Consider the following 12599-nt stretch of genomic DNA (forward strand, 5'->3'; position numbering starts at 1 on the left):
TGGAATATTAAATATAAAAATGAGTTGTGCGAATACCCATAATAACAGCGGAACTACAAAATAGTTTAAATAGTAAAAAAACGTTTTATAACAGTTAAAAAAATAGATACTTGGTAAGTAATAAGTTCGCGAATTATCAGCCCCAAAAATTAATAAAAACAAACATGGCTGCTTCTGATTCCTTTTCGAACAGAGTTTTTATTTTAAGTGGAGTATTCACTATGAAGAATAGTCACCATGATTTATTTGCCGCTTTTACTCTCCCCAACGGCGCGACGCTGAAAAATCGAGTGCTGATGGCCCCAATGACCACCTGTAGTGGGTTTTACGATGGGAGCGTAACCAAAGAACTGGTGGAATATTATCAGGCCAGAGCAGGCAGCATCGGCACCGTGATTGTGGAGTGCTGTTTTATTGATGACAAAGGGTTGGCCTTTCCTGGTGCGATAGGGATCGACAACGATGACAAGATTGCCGGGTTGGCCAAGATTGCGACGGCGATTAAAGAAAAAGGCTCGACGGCGATCCTACAAATTTATCACGGCGGCCGTATGGTCGAGCCGCGTTTTATCGGTGGTGCAACGCCGGTTGCCCCTAGCGCCATCGCGGCACCGCGTGCGGGTGCCATCGTTCCGGTCGCGTTGTCAGGTGATGACGTCGAAGCCATGATCGGCAAGTTCGGCGATGCCGTCCATCGTGCCATTCAGGCGGGTTTCGATGGCGTGGAAATTCACGGTGCGAATACCTACCTGATTCAACAATTTTATTCTCCTCACTCTAATCAGCGCACAGATCAATGGGGCGGCAGTCGTGACAAACGCGCGTCGTTTCCGCTTGCCGTTCTGGATATTGCCCATGAAGTAGCCGGTAAATACGCCGATCCGTCATTTATCATCGGCTATCGCTTCTCACCAGAGGAGATTGAAGAGCCGGGCATTCATTTTGATGATTCGCTCTATTTACTGGAAAAGCTGGCAGCGCGTGGACTGGATTACGTCCACTTCTCGATGGGAAATATCCTGCGTTCATCCATTATCGAGACAAACGATCCGACGCCGCTGATTAAAAAATATGTCGCTCGTCGTTCTGCGACATTGGCGGCTATTCCGGTTATTGGCGTAGGGGATATTGTCAATCAAGCCGACGCCGATGCGGCGTTAGAAAATGGTTACGACCTGATTGCCGTTGGCAGAGCCTGTATTGCCTATCCCGATTGGACGGATTGCATTGCCGAACAGAAAAAACTCGATCTTTATATTGCCAGCGATAAGCGTGAAGCATTAATGATCCCCGAACCGCTGTGGCGTTTTTCATTAGTCGAAGCCATGATTCGGGACGTAAATTTAACCGGTAAGAAATTTAAATCCGGGGTGTATCAGGAAAACGTTCAGGACGAATGTGGGGAACTGCAAATTACCGTCCATTTCGAGCAAAATCGGGTCGCCGATATTGCACTGGATAATAGCGACATTGATGATTCACTGAAAATCAGTTTTGAAATTATCCGCGAACGCATTCTGGATACCAACAGTCCACACGTTGATGCCGTGACGGGCGCAACGGCACAAAGTGAAGCGATTAAAAAAGCCGTCACCAAGGCGATGGTGAAATCGAGCAAAGACGCCATTATTGCCGATGGTGGTAACCCAGATGTGCGTCGTGAAGCGGACATCGTGGTGATTGGCAGCGGCGGCGCGGGGCTGGCGGCGGCGATTCAGGCTGGTGAAGAGGGCGCTCGCGTTATCGTCATTGAAAAGATGCCGGTCATCGGCGGAAACACGATTAAGGCCTCTGCCGGAATGAACGCGGCGGGAACCGTCTTCCAGCGAAATAAAGGTATCGAAGATAGCCACGCGCTGTTCTATAACGAAACCCTGAAAAGCGGAAAACAGATAAATAACCCGACGCTGGTGCAATATTTCGTCGATCACGCGTCTGATGCGATCAACTGGTTGGCGCAACACGATATTGAGCTGAGCGATATCACGACGACGGGCGGCATGAGCGTGGACAGAACGCATCGGCCTGCCAACGGTGCTGCGGTGGGCGGCTATCTGGTCAGTGGAATGATTAAAAATCTCAATAAATACAACATTGAGGTACTGCTGGAAACGTCTGTGACGGAGATTGTGCAAGAGAAGGGCAAAGTCACCGCCGTGAAAGTCGTTAATGATGAACAGGAAGAAAGCCTGATTACGACAAAAGCGGTGATTGTTGCCACGGGCGGCTTCGGCGCGAATCAGGCGATGGTGGAGTCCTACCGTCCAGACCTGAAGGGTTTTGTCACGACCAACCACAAAGGCGCGACGGGTGGCGGGATCCGCCTGCTGGAACAGATTGGTGCGGATACGGTGGACATGGGGGAAATTCAAACCCATCCAACGGTTGAGCAGACAACCTCTTACTTGATCTCCGAATCTATTCGCGGCGGTGGCGCGATTCTGGTGTCGCAGCGCGGGGAGCGCTTCTTCAACGAGATGGAAACACGCGATAACGTCTCGTCAGCTATCGTCAATTTGCCGGAGGAATACGCGTATATCCTGTTCGATGAACAGGTAAGAAATCGCAATCGGGCGGTTGAAGAATATGTTACTCAGGGTCTGACCGTTAGCGCAGGCAGCGTGGCGGAACTGGCCAAGAAACTCGCTATGCCTCAAGCTACGTTGCAAGCTACGCTCGGACGCTACAACACCTTTATTGCCGATAAGCACGATGAAGATTTTGGTCGTTCAACCGGCATGCGCGATCCGCTGAACCATGCACCTTACTACGCCATTAAAGTCGCTCCTGGCGTGCATCATACGATGGGCGGCGTGACGATTAACGCGAAAGCGGAAGTGCTGAATCGTCATAAAGAGACGATCTCTGGCGCTTATGCCGCAGGGGAAGTGGTGGGCGGGATCCACGGCGCGAACCGCATTGGGGGCAACGCCGTGGCGGATATCATTATCTTCGGCATTCAGGCGGGGGGTCAGGCGGCGGCATATGCGCGTACACCGCGCCATTCCGGTTTTTTTCCTGTTAAGGCGCGTAAAGCCAAATTTGTGAACTCGACGGATAAAATCGCTGAAAAACAGTCGGCTATGATGGAGTAGTGTGACTACCGGCGGGCGTCTGACAGGGCGCTCGCCATGTTTCGACCGTTTCCGCTCTGCGCCGAAATCCATTCATGGGAACCTCCTGATGCCCTCTGTTGATAACGCTTATGTCTATTCTGTACATCTGATGGGCAGTCCCATCCTGCTTAAACTGTTTATCCATGATGAAACCGCCGTCAGACAAATTTTCCAGCGCATCAAACAGCTCGAAGATTTGCTCACCGTTAATCGAGCTCAGTCAGAAGTGATGAGCATCAACCACGCAGCGGGAAAAGCATTCGTTTCGGTCAGCCCGATGGTCTTTGCGCTGATTAAGCGCGCTAAAGCGGTAAGCCTGATTGAAAATAGTTGTTTTAACGTGGCGATCGGCCCCGTCGTCAAACTGTGGAAAATCGGCTTTAGCGGTAATACCGTGCCTGACCAGGAATTGATACAGCAGGCGCTGGCATTAACACGTCCTGAACGCATTATTCTCAGAGAGCAAGACTGCGCCGTATTGTTAGAAAAAGCAGGAATGGAAATCGATCTGGGTGCCATTGCGAAGGGCTACATTGCCGATATTGTCAGGGACGTCCTGCATCAGCACGCTATTCAGGACGCGTTGATTAATCTGGGTGGTAACGTGCTGGCCATCGGCAGCGCGCTGACGGATGAACAAGGGCTATGGAGTGTGGGATTGCAGAAACCGTTTGCGGACCGCGATAGTCTGCTCGGTGTGATTAAGGTGAAGAATAAATCCGTGGTGACGTCCGGCGTTTATGAGCGTTTTTTTACCGTGGACGATCGTATTTATCATCATATTCTCGATCCTCGGACTGGGTATCCGCTAGATAATGAACTGCACAGCGTGACGGTTATCTCACACGATTCCCTCGACGGTGATATCTATACGACATTGCTTTACGGCATGGGCGTGAGCGCAGGTATCGAGTTTTTACAACATCAGTCTGAAATCGAAGCCATCTTTGTCACGAAAAACCGAGAAATTATCCTTTCTTCGCAGCGGTACTCTATGTTTGAATTGCTAGATAAGGATTATTCTGTGGCGGCGTTGTGAAAGTGAACGTTTCATCAGTGTTCTCTGTGTAGGAATTGCTGGTGTACTACCTCCTGGTAATGTCGATAGAATAAGTTTTTCTTATTACACAAGGACGTACCATGCCTTCTACACCAAAACTCCCCGCCGGATGGGAATATGCCAACGGCAAAAAACAGCAGACGTTGCTGGCAGAATATCAACAGGAACAACCTACAGTTCATCCACTTTATGGCATTGAGATAGCTGTCATCGCTTATCGTGATGGTAACGATGATATCTTGCTGAAACATACTCAGGAACCCGATCGCGTGTCGGTTGTACACTTGACCTGGGCCATGCAAAGGGAGTTTGCCAACTTCCCTCGGGTAGAATTTACCGGTTCTTTTCAGAAATTCATTGAATGGGAATACCTGATGTATGGAACTGAAGTGGAAGGAGACTAAATTTATGCACGTTCAGGCACAAGACTGGAAACGAGTCCCTGCACCGCAGCAAACTGCGCCGCTTAATTTTCAGGCGCTATTTACGGATATGGAAGCGGAACAAATGCGACGAGGCATCATTCCAAAGCACATGGAAGATAAATGGTTTATCTACTTTGAGGACGGTTGGCTCCGTTTTCATCGGAGTTGGACGGGTTTTTTTATCTATGCGCTGAGACTAGACGGCTCACCTGCTGGAGTTCGGGTAACTGATTCATGGGTAAATCGTGAACCGGAACAATACGCCAGTACCGATCTGGAATATGACCGGAATATGTTGCGCTATCTGATTGATGTGTCACTGCTGAAAAAACAGAATGTCCCTTTTCCAACTCGATAAGAATAATGATGTCTGAAGATAAAACGCAATGCCGTTTCACCGATGCTCTCAATGCGCTAACGGCTTTGCGGGCGCAAGCCGTTAGCCGTCTATCACAGGGGGATACGTCTGCTTTACAAAGCAAGCTGCAACTCGACGATGCTATTCAGTGCCTGCAATTTTGCCAGCGCCACCAAATAACCGCTTCTGCTAGCGTGATTCAGTTGCCTGCTACCCGCACCACAACGCCGTCATCGGAATATCGTATTATTGAGGATCATGAAACTGATCAACGTGAGTATTGGACCGAGCTGGATTTAAACAATCATCCCGTCAGGCCGTCGCCTGGCGTATTGTTACTGGACTGTGGTTTGGTTCCAGAGGATATGTGATGGATAATCAATCACTTAATCTCAATTTGTTCCAATATCAATGCAACACTTTGATAGTATTTATTTTTATGGTTCATGAATGCTGATTTATTATCAATAAGATAGGCGTATGCAATTGAATCAATGTCTAAATTTTCTATAGCATTGTTAATCGTAGCGGTGATACGTTCCTCAAGCGTGCGTTCGTCTAATTTTTTCTTCGTATTGAAAACAATAAATGTTGCCGCAAAATGACGGCCTGCTTGGTCGTTTAAGCGTTTTGCGTCGTCACGCGCACGACCTAACCCTATCTTTGCTTTAATGATATTTATACTGCTATCCAGATTTAACCATACATGCTTAGCCTCAACGGCAATACTTTCCAATTCACTTTTTATATAAAGATCAACTCGACCTTTGCTTGTATTGTTATCAGGTTTTTCTCCTGTATCACCCTTTCTTTTTTTGCCTGACGGGTATTCTTCAATCGCTGCCCAGCCTAATGACCACGCAGCGCCAGCAAGAACGCTGACATTAGTGCGTTCGTTGTACCACCAGCAGCAATCTGTTCTGTTTAATAGTTCAACATAGCGTTGATTTGCGCTAATCCACCCATTTAACAATTCTTCAATAAAACGGTCGTTTGCACGGACTTTTTGAATAACCATATAACACTCCATGTAAAAAATTAAATTTCAATTATTTCATTATCTGCCCATAATTCGGTAATACAGTATTCGCTATTAACGCGAAAGCAGACATTCACAGTCAAAGACTAAAAGGAATAATAAATAAAATAAGAGTAGGGAATATTTGAATTAGAGAAAGTAGCCTATCTGGGAGATAGGCTACTTTTAATGACTTATTTCAGTTCCAGTTCGTTCATTGCAGCGATGCTGAAGCCGCCGTCAACGTGTAGAACTTCACCGGAGATACCGGCAGCCAGATCGGAACACAGGAACGCGGCAGAGTTGCCCACGTCTTCAATGGTCACGACACGGCGGATTGGCGTAACGGCTTCGCAATGCGACAACATTTTCTTGAAGTCTTTGATGCCGGATGCAGCCAGTGTACGAATTGGGCCCGCAGAGATGGCGTTGACGCGCACGCCCTGAGCACCCATAGCATTTGCCATGTAACGCACGTTCGCTTCCAGAGAGGCTTTTGCCAGACCCATCACGTTGTAGTTAGGGATAGCACGCTCAGCACCCAGGTAAGACAGGGTAACTAGTGCAGAATTCGGGTTCAGCATTTTACGGCAGGCTTTCGCCATCGCGACGAAGCTGTAAGAGCTGATATCGTGAGCAATGCTGAAGCCTTCACGGGTCACGGCATCAACGTAGTCACCGTCCAGTTGGTCGCCCGGTGCGTAAGCAATGGAATGCACGAAGCCATCAAAATTCGGCCATACGTTAGCCAGTTCGGTAAACAGTGCTTCGATGCTCGCATCTTCAGCGACATCACACGGCAGAACGATGCTGGAACCCAGCTCGCTGGCAAAACCTTCAACGCGTGCTTTCAATTTGTCGTTCTGGTACGTGAATGCCAGTTCGGCACCTTCACGTTGCATTGCTTGTGCAATACCGTAGGCAATAGAACGGTTGCTGGCAACACCTGTTACCAGAATGCGCTTACCGGTAAGAAAACCCATAGCAGTAATCCTTGTGATCATTGTTGCTGCGATCGCCACGTTTGTGCCCGTAAACCTACGCGACAAGCGACGACCGAGATGAATAAACCGCGCGATTCTACCATGTTGGGGGCGGTAGGGGTACTCCGAGCAGTATCCCTAGTTTCCACCGTCCGATGGCTTAGCGGTACTACCCGCCGGAGTGCGCGGAGGTTAACGTTGTGCGCCGTCGCGTCGCCAGGCATCAGCGCTGAGCGCTTCGCCGAAGTGGCTGGCAATCAAACGTTTCGTCAGGTCATGGAGCGGGGCGGACAACACGTCGGCGGTACTGCCGCGTTCGACCACTTCGCCAGCCTGCATCACCAGAATCTGGTCGCTGATGTGCTTCATCATGCCCAGATGCTGCGTCACGTAAATATAAGAGATACCGTGCTTTTCCTGTAATTCCAGCATCAGATTAATAATCTGTGACCGCATAGACATATCCAGCGACGCCAGCGCTTCATCGGCCACGATCACTTTCGGTTGCAGAATAAGCGCACGCGCCAGACCGACGCGCTGTTTTTGCCCCGGCGCGAGCGCATGCGGATAGTAATAAGCGTGATCGGGCCGTAATCCGACCTGCTGTAGCGCCTGATTAATCGCTCTTTCGCGCGCTTCGGCGCTGAGGTCGGTATTCAGCCGCAGCGGGACATCCAGTAGCTGCCCGATACGCTGACGCGGGTTGAGCGCGTTGCTCGCATCCTGAAAGATCATGCGGATGCGCTGGCTACGATAGCCATAATCACCGTAATGCAGTGGATGATCGTCGATAACCAGTTCACCGGACGTCGGGGCGATCATGCCCGACAGCATTTTCGCCAGCGTCGATTTCCCCGAACCGTTCTCGCCGATGATGGCAAGCGTCTGGCGTTCACGTAGCGTAAAGCTGACGGATTTCACCGCTTCAACATGCTGACGACGGAACAGCCCGGTCCGGTATCGGAACGTCTTGGTTAGATTGCGGGCTTCAAGCAGCATCTCAACCATCACGGTTCCTCCATGTTGAGCGGGAAGTGGCAAGAATATAAGTGGTTCTTCACGGAAAGCAGCGGTGGCGTTTGCATACACTGCTTTTGTGAATAAGGGCAGCGTGGGCCGAGCCGACAGCCAATCGGTAGGTGTTCCAGCGAGGGAATCGCACCGTTCAGGGTGTTTAACCGGCTTTTGTGCGGCAGTGAACGGCCAAAATCGGGCATCGCGCGGATCAGCGCCTGGGTATAAGGATGATGCGGCGCGGTGATCAAATCTTCACAAGTGGCACTTTCCACCGTTTGCCCGCAATAAAGCACGTTGATCCGGTCTGCCCATTTGCTCATGGTTTGCAGGTCATGGCTGATGAGCAGGATCGTGGTGTTGTTGTTTTGGTTCAGGCGCGACAGCAGGCGGAAAATTTGTGCCTGCGTGGTGGATTCCATCGCGTTGGTCGGCTCATCGGCAATCAGCAGACGCGGCTGGTTTGCCAGCGCGATGGCAATCATCACTTTCTGACACTCACCGTCGCTCAGTTCATAGGGGTAGCTGCCCATGATGTCTTTGTGATCTTTAATCCCGACGCGGTGCAGCAGTTCGATAGCGCGGCGCTTGCGCCAGTTAACTCGCTGCCACCAGCGGCCTTTATAGGTCCAGCCGGGGATTGCCTGCACCAATTGTCGGCCGATGCTCTCTGACGGGTCGAGACAGGATTGCGGCTCCTGAAAAATCATGGAGACGTTATGGCCGACCAGTTTACGCCGCTCGCGCGCCGACAGTTGCAGCAGGTCGATATCATCGAAGCGGAAACGGTCGGCGGTGACACGCCAGTTTTCTTTGGTAATCCCGCAGATGGCTTTCGCGATCAGGCTTTTGCCTGAACCGGATTCGCCCACGAGCCCACGAATTTCCCCTTCGCTTAGCGTCATGCTGACGCGATCGACGGCTTTTACGGCACCGTCGGCGGTCAGAAACTCAATCGTCAGGTTACGGATATCAAGTAATGGCATAGGAGTTCGTCGCCTCTTATTCCGTTTCCGCGACGAGCGCGCGGCGAAGGCCGTCGCCCAGCAGGTTGACGATTAATACGCTCAGTGCAATAGCCGCACCGGGCAGCATCACGGTCCACGGCGCGGCATAAACCAGCTCCAGCGAGTTGCCGAGTAGGGCACCCCATTCGGTGGTCGGTAACTGTGCGCCCAAATCGAGAAAGCCCAGCGCGGCGATATCCAAAATGGCGATCGACAGTGCGCGGGTAAATTCTGAAACCAGCAGCGCGGCAATGTTCGGTAAGACAACGTACCAGACAAGATAAAATGTTGAAGCACCATCAAGACGAGCGGCGATCACGTACTCTTTGTCCATTTCATCGTGCACCGCGTTGTAGATGGTACGCACCATACGCGGCAACAGCGCCAGCCAGACGGCGAGCATCGCGTGTTCGAGCTTCGGGCCGATAAAGGCGATGACCACAATTGCCAGCAACAGCGACGGAATTGACAACAGCGTGTCCAGAATATGGTTGAGCATCGCTGAACGTAGCCCTCGCGTGACGCCCGCAAAGACGCCCAACACGATGCCGCACAGCGCCGCCGCGTAGGTGACGATGAGCGATGCGCCGACGGTGGGGGCTGCACCGCTCAATAAGCGGCTGAGCTGGTCGCGGCCTAAATCGTCGGTGCCGAGAAAGAACGACACTTCGCCGTAGTGTGACCAGGAGGGGGGCAGCAGTTGATAGCCTAAAAATTGTTGATCAACCTCATAAGGCGCAAGAAATTTGCCGAACAGGCACAGGCCGATCAGGATCAAAAAGCCGTACAGCCCGACCATCGCCAGCATATCCTGATGGAATGCCCGCCAGGTATCGCCCAGTCGGCTAGGCAGCCGCTTTTCGCTATAGACGTTATCGTAGGGCATACCATTCCTTGTGTTTCAACGGATTTGCCATCGCGCCCCAAATATCGGACAGGATGTTGACCGTGATGACCATCGCGCCAACCACCATTACGCCCGCAGAAATCGCGGCGAAATCCTGCTGGCGAATCGCATTGACCAGCCAGCGGCCGACGCCCGGCCAGTTAAAGACCACTTCGGTAATCATCGTCAGCGTCAGCATGGTGGAAAATTGCAATCCTAACTTGGGGATAATCGGCGGCAGCGCGTTGTGGATCAGGTGGCGACGAATGATGGTAAAGCGTGATAACCCACGGGTTGCCGCCGCTTTAATGTAGTTTTTGCTAATGATTTCCGTGGTGCTGACGCGCATCAGGCGGATTACTTCGGTGGTCGGCCCGACAGCCAGCACGGTAATCGGGAGGATCAGGTGGCGGATGGCGCTGACGATCATTTCACCGCGATGTGGTGAATCGGATAGCCAGGCATCAATTAGCGCAAAGCCGGTCACGGTTTTCACCTGATAGAGCAGGTCGAAGCGGCCAGAAACCGGCAGCCAGCCGAGATGCAGCGAGAAGAAGAGCGTCAACAGCAGCGCCAACCAGAACACTGGCAGGGAAAAACCAATCAGCGCCAGCGTGCTAATCACAATATCCGCCCCGCGATTCTGCATCACGCCTGCGGTAATCCCCAGCGGAATGCCGACCAGCAGCGAGAGTGCAAACGCCAGCAGGCAAAGCTCAATTGTAGCTGGGAACACTTCTTTCAGCAGTTCGCTGATGGCCTGTCCGTTAATGCTGGAACGACCGAAATCGCCTTGAAGCAGGCTGCTGATATAAAAATGATAGGCATCAAACAGTGCAGCACCATTGAGCGGGGCGTTAGGCGTGTAGTAACTGAGGCTAAAACCAACCAGCGTTAGCAGTGATAAGGTGACGATCAGTAACACCAGACGTCGCAAGGTAAAAATAATCACGGCTGTGCTTCCTCCACGGTTTCCGGTGCAGGGGGCTTCTGCTGCGCCTGTTGACCTTCACGATACACTCCCGCGAATGAGGCATTGCCAAATGGGCTCAATACCAGCCCTTTCATATCATAGCGGTAGGCGAGCAGTCGCAATGACGACGCTAGCGGTAGAACGGGTAATTGTTCTGCCAGAATGCGCTGTGCCTGCTGATAATAGTCAATCCGCTTAGAGAGCTGCTGTGACGAGAGCGCGTTTTGCAGCACTTCATCAAAGGTGGGATCGCACCAGTGCGCGTAGTTACTCTGGGAACGAATCGCCGCACAGCTTAGCAACGGTCTGAAAAAGCTGTCCGGGTCGTTACTGTCGGTTGCCCAGCCCGCCAGCGTTAAATCGTGGCTGAGTTCCATCAACCGTGCTTCCTGAAAGCGGCCTTCTACCGGAACGATGGTGACCGTGATGCCAACTTGTGCCAGATCGGCCTGTATCAACTCTGCTGTTTTCAGCGGGCTGGGGTTGTAGGACTGCGAGGTGCTGGGCACCCACAGGCGTAGGTTTAGGCTAGTTAGCTTCAGTTCCTGCAAGATTTGTCGCGCTTTTTGCGGGTTATACTCCGTAACCTGCGATTCATTGTCATATGCCCACGAGGCGCGGGGCAGAATAGAGGCTGCGGTTTCCGCTGTGCCGTAATAGATTGATTGCATCAGCCTGTCGTTATTGATCGCCAGCGCGATGGCTTCCCGCACGCGGCGATCGTCCAACGGGGGTTTACGCACGTTGAAGGCCAGATAGGCGACGTTCATGCCGGGACGTAGCGAGAGACGCAGGCGTGGGTCGTTACGCAGGATCGCCAACTGGCTAGCGGCGGGGTAAGCGAGGACATCGCATTCGCCCGTCAACAACTTGGATAAACGGCCCGTGCCGCCAGAGCCAAGATCGATAACCACCTGTGGCATACGTGGCAAGCCGCGCCAGTAGTCGGCGTTGCGCGTCAGTCGGATATATTGTCCGGTGCGGTATTCATTGAGCAGATAAGGCCCAGTGCCGACCGGTTCGCGATCCAGCCGCTCTTTTTTATCCTCTTTCGCCAGACGTTGGGCATATTCAGCGGACAGAATCGGTGCGTAGTGCGTTGCCAGATGCCACAGGAAAGAGGCGTCTGGGCTGTTTAGGCGGATTTCAATACTGTATTCGCCCAGTTTACGAATACTTTGCACCGAATCGGCGAATTGCAGGCTGTCGAAATAGGGATATTCACCGCCGTTGACATCATGATACGGGTGTTTTTTATCCAGCATGCGCTGGAAACTGAATATCACATCGTCGGCATTCATATTACGGGTTGGGCTGAACCAGTTGGTGCTCTGGAACAGCACATCGTGACGCAGATAGAAACGGTACGTCGAGCCGTTGTCCAAGACTTCCCAACGCTGCGCCAGTTCTGGCATCAGGCGATAGGTATAAGGATCGACGTCCAGCAGGCGGTCATAAAGTTGCGCCGCCAGTGTATCAATGGTGACGCCACTGCGCGCCATTTGCGGGTTAAACGTGTTCAGGACATCATTGACGCAATAGACAAAACCGCTCTGGTGAATGTTTTCCAGCGGAGCAGGCGGCGTTAGCACGGGTTGCGGTGCGGCCAGTGCAGGTAAAGCCAGCCAGGTGAGTGCCAGTGCGAAACAGGTTTTTCCGAACATACGGGATTTTTCAGTCAATACGGTTATAGAGAGTGTATCGCACTCTTCGCATCCTCCCCACTCTTGTTGTGTGCGTCTGGCGACTTTCCAACCGT

General features: G+C 51.8%; 12 protein-coding genes. 5 read left to right on the forward strand and 7 right to left on the reverse strand.

The window, feature by feature from the left end; genetic code table 11:
• The first annotated feature begins 221 nt into the window (after positions 1 to 221).
• The 5 genes from A8F97_RS05560 to A8F97_RS05580 all read left to right on the forward strand — a co-directional run bounded on the left by A8F97_RS05560 (position 222) and on the right by A8F97_RS05580 (position 5330).
• On the forward strand, positions 222 to 3095 hold the full coding sequence (locus A8F97_RS05560) for a flavocytochrome c (protein WP_033071612.1): 2874 nt from the start codon (positions 222 to 224) through the stop codon (positions 3093 to 3095).
• An 88-nt stretch (positions 3096 to 3183) separates the two neighbouring features.
• Positions 3184 to 4155: an FAD:protein FMN transferase gene (locus A8F97_RS05565; RefSeq protein WP_033072051.1), complete on the forward strand. Its 972-nt coding sequence runs from the start codon at positions 3184 to 3186 to the stop codon at positions 4153 to 4155.
• Between the two features lie 101 nt (positions 4156 to 4256).
• A complete protein-coding gene (locus A8F97_RS05570; RefSeq protein WP_014700250.1) occupies positions 4257 to 4580 on the forward strand; it encodes a hypothetical protein in 324 nt (107 codons plus the stop codon).
• A 4-nt stretch (positions 4581 to 4584) separates the two neighbouring features.
• Positions 4585 to 4959, forward strand: coding sequence for a hypothetical protein (locus A8F97_RS05575; protein WP_014700249.1), 375 nt, complete (start codon positions 4585 to 4587; stop codon positions 4957 to 4959).
• A gap of 5 nt (positions 4960 to 4964) precedes the next feature.
• Complete coding sequence (locus A8F97_RS05580) at positions 4965 to 5330, forward strand: hypothetical protein (RefSeq protein WP_014700248.1); 366 nt, start codon at positions 4965 to 4967, stop codon at positions 5328 to 5330.
• An 11-nt stretch (positions 5331 to 5341) separates the two neighbouring features.
• Here A8F97_RS05580 and A8F97_RS05585 read toward each other — a convergent pair whose 3' ends face one another.
• The 7 genes from A8F97_RS05585 to sapA form a co-directional block, all read right to left on the reverse strand.
• Positions 5342 to 5977, reverse strand: coding sequence for a hypothetical protein (locus tag A8F97_RS05585; RefSeq protein ID WP_033071611.1), 636 nt, complete (start codon positions 5975 to 5977; stop codon positions 5342 to 5344).
• A 194-nt stretch (positions 5978 to 6171) separates the two neighbouring features.
• Positions 6172 to 6960 (reverse strand): enoyl-ACP reductase FabI, encoded by a 789-nt coding sequence (fabI, locus tag A8F97_RS05590; RefSeq protein WP_014700244.1) that lies wholly within the window; start codon positions 6958 to 6960, stop codon positions 6172 to 6174.
• Positions 6961 to 7152: 192 nt separating this feature from the next.
• Complete coding sequence (gene sapF / locus A8F97_RS05595; RefSeq protein WP_005972439.1) at positions 7153 to 7968, reverse strand: putrescine export ABC transporter ATP-binding protein SapF; 816 nt, start codon at positions 7966 to 7968, stop codon at positions 7153 to 7155.
• Positions 7968 to 8960: a putrescine export ABC transporter ATP-binding protein SapD gene (gene sapD, locus A8F97_RS05600; RefSeq protein WP_014700243.1), complete on the reverse strand. Its 993-nt coding sequence runs from the start codon at positions 8958 to 8960 to the stop codon at positions 7968 to 7970. The genes sapF and sapD overlap by 1 nt, the downstream gene beginning before the upstream one ends.
• Positions 8961 to 8976: 16 nt before the next feature.
• Positions 8977 to 9867: a putrescine export ABC transporter permease SapC gene (gene sapC, locus A8F97_RS05605; RefSeq protein WP_005972435.1), complete on the reverse strand. Its 891-nt coding sequence runs from the start codon at positions 9865 to 9867 to the stop codon at positions 8977 to 8979.
• Positions 9854 to 10819 (reverse strand): putrescine export ABC transporter permease SapB, encoded by a 966-nt coding sequence (gene sapB / locus A8F97_RS05610; protein ID WP_014700242.1) that lies wholly within the window; start codon positions 10817 to 10819, stop codon positions 9854 to 9856. Before sapB ends, sapC begins: the two co-directional genes overlap by 14 nt.
• Positions 10816 to 12504, reverse strand: a complete 1689-nt coding sequence (gene sapA, locus A8F97_RS05615; protein WP_014700241.1) for an ABC transporter substrate-binding protein SapA — start codon at positions 12502 to 12504, stop codon at positions 10816 to 10818. The genes sapB and sapA overlap by 4 nt, the downstream gene beginning before the upstream one ends.
• Between the last annotated feature and the right edge of the window lie 95 nt (positions 12505 to 12599).

It is taken from the genome of Pectobacterium parmentieri (assembly GCF_001742145.1).
Lineage (GTDB): Bacteria > Pseudomonadota > Gammaproteobacteria > Enterobacterales > Enterobacteriaceae > Pectobacterium > Pectobacterium parmentieri.